Consider the following 22,208-nt stretch of genomic DNA (forward strand, 5'->3'; position numbering starts at 1 on the left):
TTTGTTTTGCCTAGCGTGAACAAAATGAACAAAATATAGAATAATGTACGATAATAACTTTATTTTGGAAACGTTTTCACCATAGAATATTTAGATTATTATTAATTTACTAACAAAAGGGGGTAAAATGATGCTGGCAACTTTAGGATTTTTAATGATTTTTATTTTTATGATACTTATTATGACAAAACGTTTATCAGCTATGATTGCTTTAATGGTGGTGCCTGTTGTATTTGCATTAATAGGTGGATTCGGAAAAGAATTGGGACCTATGGCGCTTGAAGGGATAAAAAGTGTGGCACCAACAGGAATTATGATTCTTTTTGCGATTCTCTTTTTCGGAATTATGATAGATGCAGGTGTATTTGATCCAATCATCTCGACAATCTTGAAAGTAGTAAAAGGGGATCCTGTAAAAATAGCGATTGGAACAGCAGTCCTTGCGTTATTAATTTCCCTTGATGGTGATGGAACGACTACATATATGATTACCATTTCAGCGATGCTTCCATTGTATAAACGAATTGGCATGAGACCTTTGGTCCTGGCAGGAATTGCTGTATCTTCTTCAGGTGTGATGAACCTTCTTCCATGGGGAGGACCAACTGCTAGAGCAATGACAGCACTACATCTTGAAATGGGGGATATTTTTACTCCGGTAATCCCTAGCATGATAGGCGGCGTGTTGTTTGTATTATTTATGGCGTACTGCCTTGGTAGAAAAGAGCGCAAACGTATTGGAGTTGCAGAAATAGATTATAGCACGATGGCTATGATGGCAGCTACTTCTGAGGATGCTTATCTGAAACGTCCAAAACTAATACTTGTAAACTATCTATTAACCATTCTACTTTTAGTTGCATTAATCCAAGAAGTGTTGCCTTCCACGGTATTGTTTATGATAGGCTTTGCGATTGCTATTACGCTTAATTATCCTAATATTTCTGAACAAAAAGAACGAATTATGCACTATGCGGATAATGCCTTATCAGTTGTTTCCATGGTGTTTGCTGCAGGGATTTTTACAGGTATTCTTTCAGGGACGAAAATGGTGGATGCCATGGCACAAACGATGATTACTCATATTCCCGATGCTCTTGGCTCCCATTTTGCTCTCATTACAGCAATAGCTAGTGCTCCTTTTACATTTTTTATGTCCAATGATGCCTTTTACTATGGAGTTCTACCATTGCTTGCTAAAGCGGCAAGTGTGTATGGAATTGATCCAGCAATGATTGGAAGAGCATCACTATTAGGATTACCAGTTCATTTATTAAGCCCTTTAGTACCTTCCACTTATTTATTAGTTGGTATGGTTGGAGAAGATTTCGGAGATTTACAGCGCACTTTTCTAAAATGGGCATGCGGATCAACAGCAGTGATGATATTAGTTGCAGTTCTATTGTCAATTATTCCAATCTAACAGCTAGTCCATAGTCCAAAGACTCGTTAGGAGAGTCTTTGGACTAAATTTGATTTTAAGGGAGTAGAATAAAGGAGAGTTTTATGGAAGTATTTTTTCTTATTGTATTAAATGTTATTTTGCCTGTATTTACTTTAATAGGAGCTGGTGTCTTTCTTCATCGAAAATTTAAGTTTGATATGAACACTTTATCAAAGCTAAATACTTATTTTCTCATGCCTTGCGTTAGTTTTGTTAATATTTACCAAAATAATGTTGGCGGAGAAACACTTTTGCATATTCTTGGCTTTTTAGTAATACAATGTTCATGCTTAATGATTATAAGTAGTCTAATCTCTAAAGTGGCTAAATTTGACAATGGTCTGTCATCCACTTTTAAAAATAGTGTGGTCCTTAATAACTCTGGAAACTTTGGTTTACCTGTCAGTCAACTAGTTTTTCAACATAACCCATTGGGTGCATCCATACAGATTGTCGTTATGATTTTTCAGAATTTGCTAACCTACACTTATGGATTACTGAATTCTGTTTCTGTTGATCAAAATGGATTGAAAGCAATGAAGGAGTTTCTAAAAAACCCCGTCATATATGCCTTTTTATTAGGATTGTTCCTCCATATGTATCATATTAACATCCCGAATTTTCTATGGACTCCAATAAACAATACTTCCAATGCATTTTTGGCAGTGGCGCTAATTACATTAGGGGCACAAAGTGCTTTTATAAAAATAAGTCGTTTCTCTTTGCCGCTGTTTTTAAGTTTACTTGGTCGTTTAATCCTATCTCCAGCAATTGCATTCATCATTATTTTATCATTAAAGCTGGATGGCACTACGGCACAGGCGTTGTTTATAGCAAGCTCTTTCCCCACATCAAGAAACAGTGCTCTTTTCGCTTTAGAATATGGAAATCATCCAGATTACGCTGCACAAGTTGTTTTGTTATCTACTTTACTTAGCGTGATTACAGTAACCACAGTTGTATTTTTATCGAAAATTTTATTTTAATTTTTTGAAGACCGTTTATTTATTTAAACGGTCTTGTTGTTGACATACTATATTGTTAAACCCGATAACATTAAATATAATGAGAATAGTTTGATAGTTACCAAGAATAAAACAACCTTAAGAAGAGGGTAATGAATCGTATGAATGAGGAGTTAATAAAAACCGCGAATATAAGCTATCAGATGGCTGAGCAGAAAGCTGCTCTTTATTTTCATTCCCTTCATAAACAGGCAATGGAGAAAACCTATGTAGAGACCATCACAAAAGATATACAATCCTGGAAACGGAACCATATTCATCATCATTCGATATTATCCTTCTTTTCACGAGGAAAGGGAAAACCTGATACTCGAGCGTATCATAATTATATCCAATGGCTCAATTATACTGGTAAACTAGATAATTACTTAGATCGAAGCATATCTTATATTTTCATGCGCGATTTGGGAAAGGCTTTGGATTCTCCAGAGACACAGACCAGAGTCAAACGTGTGGTTGACAGCTTGAAAAATCAACTGATTCATTCTGGTGCACCAGATCGAAATACCAAAAATGAGATGTTTAGCATGGCGGGGTTATACCGTATGGCCCAAAATGAGGGAATCGAACTCACGTTGATCTGGGTGTTAAACAAACTAAAGACTGTGTCTACTAATATTCCAAACGGGATGGATGCTGAAAATGCCCAGCGAAAGCTCATTAAAATCATTGCCGGGGTACTCATGAATGAGATAGAAGAGATGGGTGATGAGATAACCGTTGAAGAGCGCAGACAAAAACTTGCTGACGCGATGATACTGGGGTACTCCTATGGTTTGACCTATCCATTTATTGACGATCTTCTAGATGCAGGAATCTTGTCCACTGATGAGGAAAAACAATATTCAGATTTAATACGTACCACCCTTATCACAGGAACGGTACCTAAATTGGGAGATTGGACTGGAAAAAACGTGAATCTGATTCGATATATTCATTCCGAACTCCGCGAAGCCTTTGAGTACATTACAGCTCATCTGCGACCAGAGACGAGGAAGAAATTTTTCGAGCAGGCCTATGTATTTTTTCAGTCTCAGGAAGTCGACCGTTTAAAGGATTTATCCAATCCTAATTATACAAATGAAGAACTCTACATCCCAGTCATTTTAAAATCCGCCTCTTCCCGATTGATTGTTCGCTCAGTAATCAGCGCTCCAGAGGATGAAGGCTTTGATAATCGTACGTTCTATTACGGTATTTACAACCAGCTTGCGGATGATTTTGCTGATATGGATGAAGACTTGAAAGATGGCAGGGTAACACCCTATACCTATTATTTGAAATATCATAATAAGCGTGTCGATCTAATTAATCCGTTTGAATTATATTGGACAGTCATCTCTAATTTGATCCACCAGGTGTATCACTCAGATAGCAAGGCAATCGAGGTGATTCTTGACCGTGCAATAAATGGCCTTAAGCGCTATAAAGAACGTATGGGTACTGATAAATACAATGATGTGATGAAGCTTTTTGCTTCTGGAAATCCTTCATTCAATCGTGCCATTCAAAAGATGGTACGTAAAGCCGATGATGTTGATTTCTTTGATAAATTACTTCGGGACCATATGATTACAACACTAAAGAATGAACGGAACGAGCAGGAAATCTTTAAAGATACGGTTGAAACGATTCGCAATGAAATCAACCACATCTTAAGAATCCCTAAAACCGAGGATGTTGAGCCAATAATTGATGCTGCAAACTACAGCCTGGAAGGTGACGGAAAGCGGTTAAGGCCAATTATGACTTGGGTCATGGGCGTGAACGAGTATGGACTTAATAAGAATGCCATCATTCCGCTTCTGAAATCATTGGAATATATGCATACGGCATCCTTAATTTTCGATGATTTGCCATCCCAGGATAATGCCTCGATCCGCAGGGGCCGTCCAACCCTTCATCAAGTATTTAATGTTTCCATTGCGGAATTAACTGGACTGTTTTTGACCCAAAGGGCTATTGAGGAACAAGCATCTCTGGACCAATTCGATTCAAAGTCAGTGCTTACCTTAATTCATTATTCGGCTCAAATGACATCGCTAATGTGTAAGGGACAGGCGCTGGACTTGGATTCTAAAGGGAAGCAACTGACATTAGAACAATTAAATACGATGTGCTTTTATAAAACCAGTATTGCGTTCGAAGCTTCGTTAATCATGCCTGCGATCCTTGGTCGCGCAAAGGAATCCGAAATAGATGCTTTGAAAAAATTCGCCCATCATGCCGGGATTGCGTTCCAGATAAAAGATGATCTGCTTGATGTTGAAGGTGATACGAAATTATTAGGAAAACCAATTGGCAAAGATGCAGAAAACAACAACTCGACTTTTGTGTCTATCCTGGGTCCTGATGGGGCTAGAAAAGAAATGTGGGAACATTATTGTCTGGCAATGGAAGCATTGCAAGAGGTACCGCGGAATATTTCTTTTTTAAAGCATTTATTAAATTATATAGTTAATCGTGACCATTGATAGTGGTTTATGTCGAAAATGATAGTCTTTTTTATCCATTCCCTTTATAAATTTACTCATATAAAATAATGATAAAAAAGAGGGAATGAAGGGAATATTTTGAACACAGATCAAGCTTTTGACTTGTTAATTGAAGCAGGAGTCACAGAAGATAGTAGTATTCAAACCGTTAGACGGTGGTTTCGTGAAAGAAAGATTACTTATAAGGGGTCAGAACAGGATAATGGATACATACTTGACAATACAGATCAAGCTTTTCATCTATTAAAGGACGCAGGGGTGGCCGATAGCACAGCTGTTCAAATCGTTCGTCGTATGCTGCGTGAAGGACAGATTGAAAAAGTGGGCAGTGGAATTCAGAAACCTACCTATCCGCTAAAAGAACCAGCATCAAAACGGTTTACCAATCGTCCTTCCGACCAGGATATGACTATCCGTCAATTAAAAGTAAAAATAAAGGCACAGGAAGAGCATATAAAAGGAATTGAACATCTTCATCAGACCTCAATCGCTACTTTAATCCAGCAAATTGACATCTTAAAAAAAGATATGTTGAAACTGGAAAAAGAGAAAAGTGAATTTCAAAGGGATACTAAGAAGTTGCTAAAAGAGAATATTGATTTGACGAATGAATTGCTAAAATTAAAAGGTAAAGTATTAAAAGGAAACCAAAAAGGCTCTGATTATGAAGAGGATGTCCATACACCTTCTCCTCCTAAGACAATTGATTATCGTCAAAAATTGGGACTTTCCAAAATGGCGAGCGATAAAGAGGTCTTAACAAAGTATAAAAAATTATTAAAAATAACACACCCCGATCACGGTGGTAACGAATTAGCATTTCATTTCATAAAAACGGATTATGATCATTTTAGACATAGTATCAATCTGAAATAGGTTCTAAGGATACAGGGAAATTGATTGATCTCTATTGGCGGCTGGACCCCTTCATATTGATGGGTCTGGTCGCCAATAATTTTTTCCCTAACATAGGTGGATTCACTCGAACGAATAAAGTCACCCAAAATGCATAAATGGTACGTAATCACCGATATAATAAACCTAGAGGGTAACATCAAGGAGTGGTGGTATGCGGGAAAAGGTTAAAGGAAAAATAGTAATTGCAATCTTGTTATTAATAGTGTTTGGAATGATATCAATAAATAGCTTTGCAAAAATGGCAAATAGTGAATATCCCCACAAAAACCGTATAACGGTATATCTTGCGGGTGATTCAACTGTTTCTAATTATTCAAGTTCATTAGCACCTCGAGCAGGCTGGGGACAAGTTATTAATCAGTATTTCGATGATACCGTTGTGGTGAAAAATCTAGCTTCACCTGGCAGAAGTTCAAAAAGTTTTATTGATGAAGGAAGACTCGACTCCATCTTAAAACAGATTCAGAAGGGGGATTACTTATTTATTCAATTTGGCCATAATGACGAAAAAATAAACGATCCGAACCGTTATACAGAGCCGTATTCTACCTACAAAAGCTATTTAAAACAATATATAAACGGGGCACGTGCCAAAGGAGCCATCCCTGTCCTTGTAACACCTGTTGAACGAAGAAGTTTTACCGATGAAGGCAGAGCACGCCATTCACATGGGAAGTATCCAATGGCTATGATGGAACTTGGAATAGAAGAACATGTATCCGTTGTGGATCTTACTGCCAAAAGCAATGTATTGTTCCAGGAACTTGGTCCAGAACGGAGTAAGGGCATAGTCCTTTGGCTGAAACCTGGGGCAAATAAAAATTATCCGAATGGTGTCCAGGACAATACTCACTTTCAGATTACCGGAGCAAAAGAGATTGCTCGTCTTGTCGTAGAAGGCATTAAGGAATCCAATCTGGTAACACTTCAAGACCGTCTTAAAAAGTAACTCAAACCAGAAAGTTAATCTTAAAAAAAGCAGCAGGAAACCATAATGGTTCCTGCTTATTTTTATTTACTTTTAAACTTAATCGGATAACATTAATACATCCAAGTTTGAAATGTTTATCGCACCTGAGTCTCTGAGTTCTTTTAATCGATCGATTTCAAGGATGTCGATCGTTCGGTTTGAGATTTTGATCCATTGTTGATTTTTCCACTTATTAAGTATTTTATTTACCGTAATCCGGGAAGTCCCTATGTAGCGGGCAAACGATGTTTGGTCAATTGAAAAATTACCATTTTCACTTACCAGTTTTAAAAGGAAATGAGCCATTTGTTGTTCTATAGGCGAATTAAGAAAGGCAATAATTTCTGCCAGAATCCTAAATTTATAGATTAATGAATTAGTAAAAATACATGCTGCCTCAGGATGTTCTTTACAAATCATCACTAAAGCTTCATCAGAGAAAAAATAGATTTCAGATTGACAGTTTGAGATGGCAGAAGTTAAATAGGGCTCATTTCTAGCTCCATGTTCCCCAAATAACATACCTTCTGGAACATAATTCACCGTTCGCTCTACACCTTCATGGGAAAGGAGAGTGATCTTTATACCACCACTGGATAAGTAGAAAAAGCCTTTGCCTTCACTGCCCTGATGGTACACGATTCCATTTTCTTCTATCTCAAGTTTTTTTCCGTATTTTAAAAACGGTCGCCATGAATAACGGAGATTTTTCATTACAACACCTTACCAAGAAGTTTTTTTAATTCATCCGTTTTTTTTATTAAAAACTTTTTCTTATGGATTTCAAGGATTTCTTCTTCTTTCCATTGTTTTAAAATCTTATATAAGGTGATTCTCGTTAAGCCAGTGCATTTTGTAAGGTCTTGTTGTGTAAGATGAACTTCATAACTCTTAAATTCATAACAAATATTAAGGAGAATCACTGCCAACTGTTGCTCGGGGGTGAGAGTGTCCAAGTATATTTTATCAGCCAGGATGTGCATTTTATGAATGACGGTTTTGATAAAAATGTTAAGGATAGAAGGCTGATCCTTAATTAATTTTTGAAAATGATCACAAGAGAAAAAATAAAGTATAGAGTCATTTACCGCTGTTGCTGTCGTAAAATGGGGCTGACGGTCCATCGCTTGAACACCTAATATCTGCCCAGGAATGGCGATGTTTAACAAGCGCTCTTTTCCAGTGGAAGTGGTAGTAGTCACTTTAATTAATCCCTTTTGGATATAATAAAATCCATCCCCCATCGTACCTTGCTGGTAAATTGATGCTTTCTCTTTGAAGAATTGTCTAGTACCAAACTGTAAGCAAGAATCCCAATTGATATCACTGTCAAACAAGATTGCCAACTAATCAACTCCTAAGTGAAATGGTGAAAACTAATCCATAAAACTGTAAATCTATGAAATATGTAATTATTCCTGTGTTATGACTTAGATGTAATTATTTGTTAGCGCTTACATTTGGGTGTAAAAAAATTTATTTGTGTTAACCACTTAACAGTAGTGTAAAAGATTCAAGATATAAAATCAACATTGTGATTGAATTTTAAAAATTCATCCAAAACCATCGTTTACCCAATTTGATTAACGTTCCAGTTTTTAACTTCAAGTAGTCAAATAATGGGAAGAACAGTATGGTTAGATCAAAAAAAGGAGGGCAGAAGAGGGTTTGCACCTGAGACATAACAAAAGAGACTATTGGACCGAATAATAAAAGGGGATGGTTGGATGAACCAGGAAGTACGATCTGTAGTAACACAAGATTTATCTCAAACAAACAATCTAAACGCTACTAATCTTTCATTGAAGAATATGCCTAAAGCAACCTTACTTGTAGTTGTGTTGTGCTGGTTCGCGATGTTAGCGGATGGATATGATTTAGGAATTTATGGTGCGGTTTTACCATCATTAATGGAGTATAAAGATTGGAGTATGACACCTGCACAAGCAGGAGCTATCGGTAGTTATGCTCTAGTGGGAATGCTTATCGGTGCAATTTGTGTAGGAACAATTACGGACATGATCGGTCGAAAGAAGACATTGGTTTTTTGTATCATAGTATTTTCCTTATCGATGTGCCTTGTTGCCTTATCCACATCTCCTGAGATGTTTGGATTATTCCGATTTATTGGTGGCCTTGGACTAGGTGGGGTAATACCTACAGTATCTGCATTAACAATCGAGTATTCTCCCTTGCAGCATCGATCAAAACTGTACGCTATTATGTATACAGGTTATCCAATTGGTGGAGTCCTTGGAGCATTATTCTCTATGTTTCTTTTAGAGGATTATGGCTGGAGATTATTGTTTTGGATTGGTGTGACTCCACTTTTAGTCATTCCTTTTATTATAAAATTTCTTCCTGAGTCGATTAGTTTCCTAATAGCAAAGAAAAAGTTGGCAAAAGCTAAAAATATTGCTCTAAAATACCATCTTCCCGATGACTTTGTCCAAAGCCATATGGAGGATGAGGACAAAGGCTCCAGAAACAAACTTTCGGCAATCGCGAGTCTATTTGCAAGAAAAAATATTCGGGCAACCATGTTTTTTTGGGTGACCTTCTTTTTGGGCCTGCTTATGATTTATGGTTTGAGTACATGGCTGCCAAAAATGATGAGAGAGGCTGGATATCCACTGGGACCCAGTTTAGGATTTTTGCTGATGCTTAATTTATCGGCAGCGATTGGTGCTTTGATAGCAGGAACTGCAGCAGACCGCTGGGGATCCAAGAAAATCATCAGTATTTCTTATTTCTTAGCAGGAGTCTCAATTGCGCTATTAAGCATTAAATCATCGATGTTATTGGTGTATTGCTTAGTAGGTGTAGCTGGGTTTGGAACAATTGGGACAACACTAATTCTCAATGCCTATATTTCTAAATATTTTGAAGCAGAAAACAGAGCCACAGCACTTGGATGGGCACTTGGATTTGGCAGGATTGGTGCAATTTCCGGACCCATCCTCATCGGCCTTTTTATGAGCTCAGATTTAGATTTTTCCATCAATTTTTATCTTTTTGCTGTAGCAGGAGTCCTTGCATCTATCACTATTTTATTTATTCCTAAAAAAGGGAATCTGAAAATTTAGCATTTATCATCGATAAGCAGCCCACATCATTTGTATAAAGAATGATGTGGGTTGTTTTATTAGTTTTAATAAAGTGAAAATTATATTTTTTTAGAAAAAATGTTAATCAGACTACAATGACTTAAAAAATTCAATTTTATAATGAAAATATAAATTCAAAGGAGGATTTTTATGGGAATTCGTACAGGAGCACAGTATATCGAGGCGTTAAAAGCACGAACACCAGAAGTTTGGTTATCTGGAAAAAAAGTAAAAAATATCTTTGAAGAGCCAGTTTTTCATCAGCCAATCCTTCAAATTGCAAAGCTATATGATATGCAGCATGATTCCAAGTATCAAGAGGACATTACTCATATTTGTGAAGAAACGGGAGAAAGAATCTCGAATGCATTCTTAGTACCTAAAAGCTACCAAGATCTACAAGCTAGAAGAAAGACGTTCGAAGAGTTTGCTAAAGCGACATTTGGTTTAATGGGCAGAACCCCTGATTTCTTAAATGTCGTCGTAACTTCAATGGCGAGTAATTCCGAGTTCTTAGATAAATATAATCCTGAATGGGGAAAAAACATTCGATCCTATTTTAAGCATATCCGAGATAATGACTTATTTTTAACTCATGCCATCATCAATCCACAAAATGATCGCAGCAAATCATCACATGAACAACAAGATATGTTTACTCATTTAGGAGCGGTAAAAGAAACTCCTGATGGATTAATCGTAAGAGGTGCGAAGATGCTAGCTACCCTTGCACCGATCACGGACGAAGTGATTGTTTACTCTTTTCCTGGTTTTAAGCCTGGTGATGAACGTTATGCACTTGCGTTTGCACTTCCACTGGATACTCCAGGTCTTCGCATTGTCTGTCGCGAAGCGATGCAGGATGGAAAGCGTTCGGTATATGATCACCCATTAGCATCAAGATTTGAAGAAATGGATGCGGTCCTAGTCTTTAATGATGTTTTGGTACCTTGGGAGCGTGTATTCCTTTATAACAATGTAGAAGCAGCCAATTTACTTTACCCGAAAACAGGAATCGCTCAGCAGCCAGCTCATCAGTCTGGTGTAAGAGGGTTAATCAAACTACAATTTGCAACCGAAGTGGCTTGTAAAATCGCCGACTCCATCGGTGTTGATAGTTACCTTAATGTACAAAATGATTTAGGAGAATTAGTCCAATCGGTTGAATCGATTAGGGCATTGCTCCGAATTTCAGAGTATGAACATGAAGTAACTGCTACTGGCGAAGCGATGCCGGCCTACGCGCCACTTGAAACCATTAGAGGATTGCTGCCAAAAATGTACCCGCGTGCGATCGAGGTTATGCAAATCATTGGTGCAGGTGGACTATTAATGTCACCTACAGATGCCGATTTCGAGAATCCGGAATTAAGAGAGGATTTAGAGAAGTATTATCTTGGAAGAGAGGGTGTTTCAGCGGAAGAGCGTGTCCATCTCTTTAAATTAGCATGGGATTTATGCGGTGAAGCATTTGGACAAAGGGTACTTCAATACGAACGCTATTATACTGGAGATCCAATTCGTAAAAGAGCGATTTTCTATAACAACCACAAAAGGAAAAATTCCTTTGAACTGGCTGATGAAGCCATGAAAATATTTAATCAAAAAAATGAGGTTACTAGCTTATAAACGTCAATTAATAGGAAGAGGAGGTGTGAAGGATGCAAACGCTTAAAGATGGAGTTCTGAAACTTGGAGGTTCTGTGATTGCCATTGGTGCATTTGATGGTGTCCATAAAGGACATCAAGCCGTGATTAAGCAAGCAGTGGAAAAGAGTCGGGTAAATCAGGTTCCGAGCGTTGTCTATACTTTCGATCCGCCTCCTCGAAATTATTTTAAGGGCGTTCAAATTTTGACACCCATTCAGGAAAAGGTTAGCAGGATCGCGAAGTTAGGTGTTGATTATATAATTGTTGCCAGCTTCGATGAATGGTATGCGACCCGTCCTCCTGAAGATTTTATCTGTGAATTATCTAAGTTAAACCCGGTAGAGGTTACAGTGGGTGCTGATTTTCATTTTGGAAAAAATAGAGAAGGCGATGTGAATCTTTTAGAAAAGTATTTTCATATTAATATCACTCCACCTGTTTATTGTAAAAGCGGAAAACTTATTTCATCGACGAGAATTCGCCAGTTAATTTCAGAGGGAGATTTCCAGCAGTCCTACTCGTTACTAGGACTATAAACAGTAGAAAAGTAAATGAAACTACTTGATATCACTCAGCAATAGATGGGAGTTCACACTATGAAGTTATTAGGAATTTCAGGCACCATTATTGGTGCAAAAACAAGTATTGTTGTTCAAAAGGTATTAGAGGAAGTAAAGAAACATCATCCTAACGTTGAAGTAGAATTGCTTGATTTAAGAGATTATGAAGTTCAATTCTGTGATGGACGAAATCCTTCAACCTATACAGGTGACACGAAAAAAGTTCTCGATATTGTGAATTCTGCTGACTTCTATATTGTAGGAACACCGATATTCCAGGGGTCTTTATCAGGGCCACTCAAAAATTTGTTTGATTTAATCAATCCAAAGGATATTCGCAACAAAGTAATCGGTTTTGTCGCAACAGGTGGAACATACCAGCATTACCTTGTTATCGAAAATCAATTGAAGCCGATTGCAGGATTTTTCAGAGCCTTTGTGGCACCAGGCTATGTATATGTCAATAACGATCATTTTAATAAAGAAAATGAAATCATTGATGCTGAGGTTCTTACAAGAATTACATCTTTAGCCAAAGAGGTAGTTTTCATGCAGGAGGCATTAAAATCAGCAGAGGAAAAATTTGCAACAGTAAATGGATAAGCATTTCTATTAAAAGTTGAGAGGAGAAATTTCTATGACAAACTCTTTAAAACCAATTAACCTTTGGGGATTTATTGAAGAAAATAAGGATTTACTTAAGCCGCCAGTAAATAATAAAGTGATTTGGAAGGATTCTGAACTAATGTTTATGGTCCTCGGAGGCCCAAATAAACGACGTGATTTTCATGTGGACCCTTCTGAAGAGATTTTTTATCAATTAAAAGGTGATTGCTACGTTGAAATTATTAATGCGGAAGGCAAAAGAGAAGTAATTACCGTGAAAGAAGGAGAAGTATTTCATCTCCCACCAAATGTTCCCCACTCCCCGCATCGGGTCGCAGATACCATCGGGATCGTTATTGAACGTGACAGAGCAGATGGGGAATTAGAGGATTTTGTTTGGTTCTGTGATGAATGTGATCATGAAATGCACCGCGTTACCGTTCAATTAACAAATATTGAAGTGCAGGTAAAAGAAGCAATTCATGGATTTAACAGTAATTTAGAACTTCGGACTTGCAAGAACTGTGGTCATATTATGGCTGAAGAAGCGAGTGAATGGAAATGCGAGTAGATTTTCATACACATATCATCCCTGAAAATTTCCCTGATTTTGCGGCGAAGTTCCAAAATGATAAGTGGCCGGTCCTAAAGCCTACATGTTCATGCGGTGCCAATATCATGGTATCCGGAAAGGTGTTCCGTGAAGTGACCGACCAAGTTTGGAGTCCAGAAAAAAGGATTCACGATATGGATGTAGAAAATGTAGATATACAAGTTTTATCGCCAATTCCCGTTACGTTCTCCTATTGGGCACCTATAGAAGAAGCGGTAGCTATGGCTAGATTTCAAAATGACTTCATCGCTGAAACAGTAGCTAAACATCCAACCAAGTTTATTGGTCTAGGGACGGTTCCTCTTCAAAATGTCGAAGAAGCGATTCTTGAACTAGACCGATGTGTACATCAACTTGGCTTAAAAGGGGTTGAGATTGGCACAAATATTAATGGTAAAAATTTAGACGATGAATCGTTAATCGATTTCTTTGCGATGTGTGAGAAATGGAATGTCCCTATATTTATTCATCCATGGGAAACACTGGGTGGAGAACGTTTTTCCTCACATAACTTAATGTATACGGTTGGAATGCCAAGTGAAACAGCACTAGCTGCTGCTAGTTTAATCCTAGGCGGTGTTATCGAGAAATTTCCAAGACTAAAAATTTGTTTTTCTCATGGAGGCGGTTCATTACCTTACATTCTTCCAAGACTTGATCATGGTTGGAATGTGTGGCCGCATTTGCAGCTTACGGAAAAGCCGCCAAGTTTTTATGCCAAGAAATTTTTCTATGATTCAATCGTAAATAACCCTGTTAATATCAAATTTTTAGTCGAAAAATTTGGTGCTGAACAAGTGATTATGGGGTCGGATTATCCATTTTTACTGCGGGAAACACCACCAGGAAAGATTATTGATGACACACTCAGCCTCAGTGAAGAACAGAAACGGGCGATGTTAGGTGAAAATGCACTTAGATTTTTAAATTTACCAGTTAATCTACTAATTTAATCGGAAAAGAGGATGAAAAGATGATAGACAAAGTGATGACTCCAGAAGAGAGATTAGAGGAACTTGGAATAAAGCTGCCGGCTCTCCGCCCCGCATCTGGTAATTATGTTAGCTGTGTACGAACCGGGAATCTAATTTTCACATCAGGACAAGGTACTGATGAATACCGGGGAAAACTTGGTGAGGATGTATCGATAGAAGTAGGCTATCAAGCAGCAAGACAATGTATGCTTAATCTATTAGCAGTTATCAAGAATGAACTCGGCGATCTTAGCAAAGTGAAACGGATTGTCAAAATCCTTGGTATGGTCAACAGCACGACTGATTTTAAAGACCATCCTAAGGTCATGAATGGATCCTCTGATTTGTTGGTGGAAGTGTTTGGTGAAAAGGGAAGACATGCGAGATCAGCAATAGGGATGGCACAACTTCCACACAATAATGCAGTCGAGGTCGAGATGATTGTAGAAGTTTGGGAAGGTGAAATCGGTGAGTAAGGTCATAGAAAAACAGATACAAATTAACAATGCCAAGTTGTTTATCAATGGAGAATATGTAAGCGCTATTTCAGGGGGAACTTTTGACACACTTAATCCAGCCACAAATCAAAAATTAGCAGAAGTCGCTAGTGCAAGTGAGCAAGATGTAGAAAGAGCAATACAGGTTGCCAAGCGCACCTATGATAGTGGTATTTGGAGTAAAATGCCAGTTGAGGAAAGAGCAAAGATTCTTTGCCGAATGGCGGATCTTGTCATGGAACGAGTCGAGGAGTTAGCGTTAATTGAAACATTAGATGTAGGGAAGCCGATTAGAGAAAGCAGAGATTTTGATATCCCTCGCGCAGCATCAAACTTAAGATTCTTTGCAGAAATGGCAAAATACTTGAATCATGAGCATTACGAACAATCCAAGCATATGAGCTATACCAAATACGCTCCGGCTGGTGTGACAAGCTTAATCATTCCTTGGAATTTACCATTTATGCAAATGACATGGAAAGCTTCCGCTGCGTTAGCGGCTGGTAATACCGTGATTGTTAAACCAGCATCCTATACACCACTTAGTGCAGTCATGTTAGGTGAAATTGCCAACGAAGCAGGATTACCACCGGGCGTGTTGAATATACTGACAGGTCCAGGTGGAACAGTAGGAACGGCAATGACCACTCATCCATATGTTCGCAGAATTTCCTTTGTCGGGGAAAGTTCTACTGGTAAAACGGTAATGAGAAATGCAGCATCACAACTAATTCCAGTATCATTAGAATTGGGCGGGAAATCTGCCAATATCGTATTTGAGGATGCAGACTTAGATGAAGCTGTCGCGGGCTCCATAGAAGCGATATTTAGAAATCAAGGGGAAATCTGTTTAGCTGGTTCTCGATTACTAGTGCAAGAATCGGTTTATGATAAATTCCTTGAAAAATTTGTTGCAGCTGCAAAGAACATCAAAGTGGGCGACCCATTGGATGAAACGACGGATATGGGTGCGCTTATATCAAAAGGTCATCTAGAAACAGTTGATAACTATGTGCAAATTGGTATTTCTGAAGGTGCGAAACTTGCTGTAGGCGGTAAGCGTGTGGCAGGATTGTCAGAAGGGAACTTTTACGAGCCAACCGTGCTCTATGATGTAAATAACAAAATGAGAGTTGCACAGGAAGAAATATTTGGCCCGGTATTAGTCGTCATTCCATTTAAAACGGAAGAAGAAGCGATTCAAATTGCTAACGATTCGATTTATGGTTTAGCAGGTGTAGTTTGGTCAAATGATTTAAGACGTGCGCATCGGGTAGCTTCTCAAATCGATTCAGGCTTATTCTGGATCAATTGCTGGTATTATCGTGATTTAAGAACACCATTTGGTGGTTCAAAGGCGAGCGGAATTGGTCGTGAAGGCGGACGTCATAGTTTTGAATTTTACACAGAAGCCAAAACAATTACAATGAAATTATAAAATAAAGCAAAAGGTGGCTGAAAGGCCACTTTTTAACTATTAATATAGAAAAGGAAGGTGCAGGAAGAAATGGAAGTATTAGTAGAAGGAATTGCGAAAGAATTAATTGATGCAGAAAGTCATCAATATTCTGTCGCTCCACTTACGGAACGTTATTCGGAGCTGACTGTAGGCGATGCCTATCAAATCCAACTAGAAGTCATCGATAAAAAGTTAAAAGAAGGACATAAAGTAATTGGGAAAAAGGTTGGGCTAACAAGTATTGCGATGCAGCAAATGCTTGGCGTCGATGAGCCTGATTATGGCCACCTGTTAGATACTATGAAAATAGCAGATGAAGCAACTGTGAAAATTGCTGAGTTGATCAGTCCGAAGGTTGAGGCGGAAATCGGTTTTATTTTAGAACATGACTTGGTTGGTCCAAATGTGAACTATCTAGATGTGTTAATGGCTACCAAATATGTAGTACCTACCATCGAGATTATTGACAGCCGTATTTCTGATTGGAAAATCAAATTGGTTGATACAGTGGCTGATAATGGCTCCTCAGCAAGAGTAGTCGTCGGGGAAAAGCTGAGCACCATTGAAGGATTGGATTTGCGAACTCAAGGAATGGTCCTATATAAAAATGAAGAGCTTGTCGCTACAGGAGTTGGGACGGCCGCTCTAGGACACCCGGCACAAGCAGTCGCATGGTTAGCCAATAAATTACATGAATTCGGGATTACTCTTAAAGCAGGTGAGTTAATTCTTCCCGGAGCACTTTCCGGTGCTATTGCAGTAAAAGAAGGCGACATGATTGTTGCAGATTTTGGCCCATTAGGAACTGTATCTGTAACATTTGAGTAAGAGAGTTTTTCACCGAATAAAAAAAATTAAAAGTGGAGGTTCCATTATGTCACTGTTGCAAGGAACAGAACAAGAAATCGTAAACTACCTATTAGCTGCAGAAAAAGACAAGCGGGAAGTTGAAAAAATTACCACAAATTATCCAACTCTAACATTTGAGCATGCCTATGAAATACAACAAAAACTAATCGAGCAAAAAGAAAAGGAGGGGCTTCGCCGAATTGGTGTAAAACTCGGCTTGACCAGTAAGGCAAAGCAGGAGATGATGGGTGTCCATGAAGCTATCTACGGGTATTTAATGGATGATATGCTTGCACCTGAATGGGAACCAGTTCAATTTAGCAGTTTCATTCATCCTAAGGCAGAACCCGAAATTGCTTTCATGATTAATGAAGATATCCAAGGCACTAATGTTACCTCTGATGATATTTTAAAGGTGACAAAATATGTAGCACCAGCGATCGAGATTATTGATAGTCGTTATTTAGATTTCAAGTTTACACTGGTAGATGTTGTGGCTGATAATTGTTCTTCTTCAAAATTTATTATAGGTAACAAATGGGTGTCGCCGGATGCGCTAAACTTGAAAGATATTGGTGTATACATCTCTAAGAATTCAGAGGTTGCAACTACTGGGACCAGTGCGGCTGTATTAGGTGATCCAGCTGCTGCCGTTGCTTGGGCTGTAAACAAACTCGGAGAATCTGGGCAGGGTTTAAAGAAAGGTGATATCGTGCTTAGCGGCGCAATAACAGAAGCCATTAGCTTTCAACCAGGGGATACAATTTTAGCACAATTTGCGGAACTAGGCAGTGTATCTTTTACTAGCAAATAATCGGACTGCTACAATTTAATTTAAGGCTGTTTTTGTAAAATTTGTTGTTTTTATAGACAACCAATTACCTTAACTTATTTCTATGAAGAATTAAATATTTCCGAAAAAAATTACTAGAATTTGATAATCATAGATTTTAATGGTGCCAGTGACAAAAGAAAAATGGAGTCGACGGTAACGAAAAGGAGTTTATCGTGCCCGTCACCTTAGAAAAATGAAGTCGACGGTAACGAAAAGGATTTAATCGTGTCCGTCATCTTAGATAAATAGAATCGACGTTATCGACTATTGGTTAATAATATATTCACCAACCAAACAGTTTTACTTTTTAAATAAAGCAATAATCTTTCATAAAAAAGACTAATTAATAAAAAATTGGAGGATACACTGTTGTTAACTTTAGAGTATGCACAACAATTGGATAATGCAGATAGCCTTAATAGATTTAGGGAAGAATTTTACATAAAACCGAATTCCATCTATATGGATGGAAATTCACTAGGACTTCTTTCGAAAAGAGCAGAAAAGACATTGCTGGAATCATTAAATGATTGGAAAGAGCATGGGATTGACGGTTGGACAAATGGAAAACACCCTTGGTTTTTTTTATCGGAAAAACTAGGAGAGATGATGGCTCCTTTAGTTGGTGCTGCAGCTAATGAAGTAATTGTTACGGGTTCCACAACGGTTAACTTACATCAACTAGTCGCTACTTTTTATAAGCCGGAAGGAAAGCGGACAAAAATTTTGGCTGATGAATTAACCTTTCCATCAGATATTTATGCGCTTCAAAGTCAGCTTCGCATTCATGGATTTGATCCAGATACACATCTTGTTCGAGTGAAAAGCCGAGATGGGCGCTTTTTAGAGGAAGAAGATATTATCGAAGCGATGACCGATGAGATTGCACTCATCATTTTACCAACTGTACTGTATCGAAGCGGCCAAATCTTGGATATGAAGCGACTGACAGCTGAAGCGAACAGAAGAGGGATATTAATCGGTTTTGATGGTTGTCATTCGATTGGAGCCATCCCGCATTCGTTCAGTGATTGGGGCGTTGATTTTGCATATTGGTGCAATTATAAACACCTAAATGGTGGTCCGGGCAGTGTTGGCGGTTTATATGTGAATTCTAAACATTTTGGGACAGCCCCTGGACTGGCTGGCTGGTTTGGTTCGAAAAAAGAGAAGCAATTTGACATGGAGCATTCTCTAACACCTGCTGATTCAGCCGGAGCCTATCAAATAGGGACACCACATGTTTTGAGTCTTGCCCCGTTACTAGGCGCATTGGAGATTTTTGCAGAAGCAGGAATTGAAAATATTCGTGCTAAGTCTTTAAACATCAATCAATACTTAATGGATTTAATTAACCAAGAGCTGCATGACTTCGGATTCACGATTGGAAATCCTAGCGAAGATATTCGACGTGGTGGTCATGTAAGTTTAGAACATAAAGAAGCAGCACGAATTTGTAAAGCGTTGAAAGAAAATGGGATCATTCCAGATTTCCGTGCACCAAACATCATTCGTCTTGCTCCTGTTGCTCTTTACACTTCTTATACTGAGGTTTGGGAAGTCGTCCAGATTCTTAAGAAAATTATGACTGACAAGCAATATGAACAGTTTAAAAATGAACGTGAAGTTGTTGCTTAACTAAAGGTTAGAGGAGGAATTATATGGCGGACAATCTTTTGAAAAATGAAAATGGCTCAGAAAGAGGGTTAAAGCGTGAATTAAAAACCAGTCAACTGACTATGATTGCGATGGGTTGTGCGATTGGAACTGGTCTTTTCCTTGGCAGTGGACTTGCGATTAGTACAGCTGGTCCAAGCGTATTAATCAGTTACGCGATTGGTGCATTCATTGTTTTACTTTTAATGGGATGTTTATCAGAAATGACGGTGGCCCATCCAACTTCAGGGGCGTTTGGAACAATATCTGAGAAGTATATAAGCCCGTTCGCAGGTTATCTGGTCCGCTATTCGTATTGGATTGCAAATGTTCTTGCTGTTGGGGTAGAAGTAAGTGCCATTGCAGTATATATGAAATATTGGTTTCCAGGTGTCCCTGGGTTTGTGTGGATTTTATTGTTCGCCGCTGTCCTAATTTATGTAAATGCAACAAGTGTGAATACATTTGCAACATTTGAGTATTGGTTCTCGATGATTAAAATCAGTGCAATCGTTGGATTCATTCTCCTTGGAGCATATGTTTTCATTGGAGGGTCGGCTAAGCCGGAAATGGGACCTGAGAACTTCGTTAATGAAGGTGGTTTCTTACCGTTCGGCATGTGGGGAATGTGGGTCGCTATCTTTATTTCTCTATTTAGCTTTTTAGGGACGGAGTTGATTGCCGTTACTGCTGGAGAAGCGAAGGACCCAGATGTTGCGGTACCTAAAGCATTGAAGGCAACTGTTTTCCGTTTATCGACATTTTATATTATTACTATTGGCATTATGTTAATGATTGTTCCGTGGAAATCAGCAGGAGTGGAAGAAAGTCCTTTCGTAAAAGTAATGGAACTCTTGAATATTCCAGGTGCAAGTGGAATTATGAATTTTATTATATTAACCGCTGCTCTGTCGGCCATGAATAGTCAGCTTTATGCTTCGACACGAATGATGTTTTCTCTATCACGAGGAAATTATGCACCTGCCTTTTTAGGTAAATTAAGCAAAAAAGGAGTTCCGTTAAGTGCTCTTGCCATTTCTACATTGGGGATATTTCTTGCTGCAGCAGTAAACGCATTATTACCTGACTCGTCGTACGCCTTTATGATGGGAATCTCCATGTTTGGTGCTATCTTCACATGGTTTATGGTTTTTGTTTCCCACTTGTTTTTCAGAAAAAAGTGGGAGAAATCAGGCGGCCGGAAATTGCCGGTTAAAATGCCTGGATTTCCTTACTTGACGCTATTAGGAGCGGTCCTTTTGCTCAGTTTAATGATTACCACTTGGTTTACAGGTTTTAAAATCATGCTGCAATTCGGTGTTCCATGGTTGTTATTTTTAACTGCTGCCTATTTTATTCTTAATAAAAGAAAAAACAATCCTGAAAAGAACGAGTCAGATCCTATACTTAACAAAAAGGTAAATTAGAACGTAAAATTAAGGTTACACAAAAAGAGGATATAGCGGGAGGATATTATGAACTCACATGAAAAAAGCGCAAACAACGGTCTAGAGAAAACGATTCAAACCGATTTTCAGAAATCGATGTCCTATGGGGATTATCTTCAACTAGATAAGATCTTATCTAGTCAGCATCGGGTATCCGATCACCATGATGAAATGTTATTTATCATCATCCATCAAGCTAGTGAACTATGGATGAAATTAATCATTCATGAATTGACAGCGGCCATTGGGTATATACAAAATAACGATTTGGAGCCTTCATTCAAAATCCTTTCCCGGGTTTCGCGAATACAACAGCAATTGATTCAGTCATGGAGTGTGCTTTCGACACTGACACCTGCGGAGTACTTAGAGTTTCGGGATAAATTGGGTCAATCCTCAGGGTTCCAGTCTTATCAGAATCGGTTGATTGAATTTGCTTTAGGCAACAAAAATGCTCATACACTAGCAGTCTATCAACATCAAACAGAGCTATATGAAAAAATGCAAGCGGCCCTGCATCAACCAAGTATTTATGATGCTGCAATCCAGGCACTCGTTGCACGTGGATTACCTGTCGATCATGAAGCTCGTAATCGGGATTTGTCCAAAAACTACGAGCCAAACGCAAGTGTTGAGGAGGCATGGCTAACCGTCTATCGAAATGTTGATCAATACTGGGATTTATACGAGTTGGCAGAGAAATTAGTAGATATCGGCAATCAACAGCAATTATGGCGATTTAACCATATGAGTACCGTAGAGAGAATTATCGGTCATAAGCAGGGGACAGGTGGATCGTCTGGAGTGTCTTATTTAAAACGAGCACTAGACCAACAATTTTTCCCAGAGCTTTGGAGTTTAAGAACGAAGCTTTAGATTGAATAGATTAAAAAGGTACAATTGGCCGCAAACCTTGTTATTAGGTTTGCGGTTTTTTTTAATAAGATTAATCGGTGTTTCTAGTTCCAGTCAGGAAGGAAAATTGGTTCAATGGTAACCATAGAAAGCGGATGATGCCCGTGAAGGCAGAAAAATGGGATCAGCGGTAACCATAGGAAGCGTATGATGCCCGTGAAGGCAGAAAAATGGGATCAGCGGTAAC

20 protein-coding genes are annotated in these 22,208 nt (G+C 38.4%); 18 read left to right on the forward strand and 2 right to left on the reverse strand.

The window, feature by feature from the left end:
- The first annotated feature begins 100 nt into the window (after nucleotides 1–100).
- From BR30_RS0121830 to BR30_RS0121850, 5 genes are all read left to right on the forward strand, one after another.
- Nucleotides 101–1,423 carry a CitMHS family transporter gene (locus BR30_RS0121830; protein WP_442852989.1) on the forward strand — a complete coding sequence of 441 codons (1,323 nt, stop codon included), beginning with the start codon at nucleotides 101–103 and terminating at the stop codon, nucleotides 1,421–1,423.
- An 83-nt stretch (nucleotides 1,424–1,506) separates the two neighbouring features.
- On the forward strand, nucleotides 1,507–2,430 hold the full coding sequence (locus tag BR30_RS0121835) for an AEC family transporter (protein WP_026566845.1): 924 nt from the start codon (nucleotides 1,507–1,509) through the stop codon (nucleotides 2,428–2,430).
- 131 nt (nucleotides 2,431–2,561) lie between these two features.
- Nucleotides 2,562–4,943, forward strand: coding sequence for a polyprenyl synthetase family protein (locus BR30_RS0121840; RefSeq protein ID WP_035445785.1), 2,382 nt, complete (start codon nucleotides 2,562–2,564; stop codon nucleotides 4,941–4,943).
- A 99-nt stretch (nucleotides 4,944–5,042) separates the two neighbouring features.
- Complete coding sequence (locus BR30_RS0121845) at nucleotides 5,043–5,840, forward strand: hypothetical protein (RefSeq protein ID WP_026566847.1); 798 nt, start codon at nucleotides 5,043–5,045, stop codon at nucleotides 5,838–5,840.
- A 253-nt stretch (nucleotides 5,841–6,093) separates the two neighbouring features.
- Complete coding sequence (locus BR30_RS0121850) at nucleotides 6,094–6,831, forward strand: rhamnogalacturonan acetylesterase (RefSeq protein WP_051633755.1); 738 nt, start codon at nucleotides 6,094–6,096, stop codon at nucleotides 6,829–6,831.
- A gap of 78 nt (nucleotides 6,832–6,909) precedes the next feature.
- Here BR30_RS0121850 and BR30_RS0121855 read toward each other — a convergent pair whose 3' ends face one another.
- Nucleotides 6,910–7,566, reverse strand: coding sequence for a Crp/Fnr family transcriptional regulator (locus BR30_RS0121855; protein WP_026566849.1), 657 nt, complete (start codon nucleotides 7,564–7,566; stop codon nucleotides 6,910–6,912).
- On the reverse strand, nucleotides 7,566–8,198 hold the full coding sequence (locus BR30_RS0121860; RefSeq protein WP_026566850.1) for a Crp/Fnr family transcriptional regulator: 633 nt from the start codon (nucleotides 8,196–8,198) through the stop codon (nucleotides 7,566–7,568). Before BR30_RS0121860 ends, BR30_RS0121855 begins: the two co-directional genes overlap by 1 nt.
- 465 nt (nucleotides 8,199–8,663) lie before the next feature.
- On the opposite strand from BR30_RS0121860, the gene BR30_RS0121865 reads away from it, so the two are divergent.
- From BR30_RS0121865 to kynA, 13 genes are all read left to right on the forward strand, one after another.
- The gene (locus BR30_RS0121865) at nucleotides 8,664–9,938 is read left to right on the forward strand and encodes an MFS transporter (protein ID WP_051633756.1); all 1,275 of its coding nucleotides are present in this window, start codon (nucleotides 8,664–8,666) and stop codon (nucleotides 9,936–9,938) included.
- Between the two features lie 171 nt (nucleotides 9,939–10,109).
- Nucleotides 10,110–11,588 (forward strand): 4-hydroxyphenylacetate 3-hydroxylase family protein, encoded by a 1,479-nt coding sequence (locus tag BR30_RS0121870; protein ID WP_026566852.1) that lies wholly within the window; start codon nucleotides 10,110–10,112, stop codon nucleotides 11,586–11,588.
- 32 nt (nucleotides 11,589–11,620) lie between these two features.
- Nucleotides 11,621–12,145: an FAD synthetase family protein gene (locus tag BR30_RS0121875; protein WP_026566853.1), complete on the forward strand. Its 525-nt coding sequence runs from the start codon at nucleotides 11,621–11,623 to the stop codon at nucleotides 12,143–12,145.
- A 60-nt stretch (nucleotides 12,146–12,205) separates the two neighbouring features.
- Nucleotides 12,206–12,772, forward strand: coding sequence for an NADPH-dependent FMN reductase (locus tag BR30_RS0121880; RefSeq protein WP_026566854.1), 567 nt, complete (start codon nucleotides 12,206–12,208; stop codon nucleotides 12,770–12,772).
- 34 nt (nucleotides 12,773–12,806) lie between these two features.
- The gene (locus tag BR30_RS0121885; protein ID WP_026566855.1) at nucleotides 12,807–13,346 is read left to right on the forward strand and encodes a 3-hydroxyanthranilate 3,4-dioxygenase; all 540 of its coding nucleotides are present in this window, start codon (nucleotides 12,807–12,809) and stop codon (nucleotides 13,344–13,346) included.
- The gene (locus tag BR30_RS0121890; protein WP_035445786.1) at nucleotides 13,331–14,341 is read left to right on the forward strand and encodes an amidohydrolase family protein; all 1,011 of its coding nucleotides are present in this window, start codon (nucleotides 13,331–13,333) and stop codon (nucleotides 14,339–14,341) included. The genes BR30_RS0121885 and BR30_RS0121890 overlap by 16 nt, the downstream gene beginning before the upstream one ends.
- A 23-nt stretch (nucleotides 14,342–14,364) precedes the next feature.
- Nucleotides 14,365–14,838: a RidA family protein gene (locus tag BR30_RS0121895; protein ID WP_026566857.1), complete on the forward strand. Its 474-nt coding sequence runs from the start codon at nucleotides 14,365–14,367 to the stop codon at nucleotides 14,836–14,838.
- A complete protein-coding gene (locus BR30_RS0121900; protein WP_026566858.1) occupies nucleotides 14,831–16,297 on the forward strand; it encodes an aldehyde dehydrogenase in 1,467 nt (488 codons plus the stop codon). Before BR30_RS0121895 ends, BR30_RS0121900 begins: the two co-directional genes overlap by 8 nt.
- A 69-nt stretch (nucleotides 16,298–16,366) precedes the next feature.
- Nucleotides 16,367–17,146, forward strand: coding sequence for a 2-keto-4-pentenoate hydratase (locus tag BR30_RS0121905; RefSeq protein WP_026566859.1), 780 nt, complete (start codon nucleotides 16,367–16,369; stop codon nucleotides 17,144–17,146).
- A 46-nt stretch (nucleotides 17,147–17,192) separates the two neighbouring features.
- The gene (locus tag BR30_RS0121910) at nucleotides 17,193–17,981 is read left to right on the forward strand and encodes a 2-keto-4-pentenoate hydratase (protein ID WP_026566860.1); all 789 of its coding nucleotides are present in this window, start codon (nucleotides 17,193–17,195) and stop codon (nucleotides 17,979–17,981) included.
- A gap of 387 nt (nucleotides 17,982–18,368) precedes the next feature.
- Nucleotides 18,369–19,640 carry a kynureninase gene (gene kynU, locus BR30_RS0121915; RefSeq protein WP_442852990.1) on the forward strand — a complete coding sequence of 424 codons (1,272 nt, stop codon included), beginning with the start codon at nucleotides 18,369–18,371 and terminating at the stop codon, nucleotides 19,638–19,640.
- A 23-nt stretch (nucleotides 19,641–19,663) separates the two neighbouring features.
- Nucleotides 19,664–21,085 carry an amino acid permease gene (locus BR30_RS0121920; protein WP_035445789.1) on the forward strand — a complete coding sequence of 474 codons (1,422 nt, stop codon included), beginning with the start codon at nucleotides 19,664–19,666 and terminating at the stop codon, nucleotides 21,083–21,085.
- A gap of 48 nt (nucleotides 21,086–21,133) precedes the next feature.
- Entirely contained in the window at nucleotides 21,134–21,982 is an 849-nt protein-coding gene (kynA, locus tag BR30_RS0121925; RefSeq protein ID WP_026566863.1) for a tryptophan 2,3-dioxygenase, read from the forward strand.
- The last annotated feature ends 226 nt before the right edge of the window (nucleotides 21,983–22,208 follow it).

The organism is Bacillus sp. UNC41MFS5 (assembly GCF_000686805.1).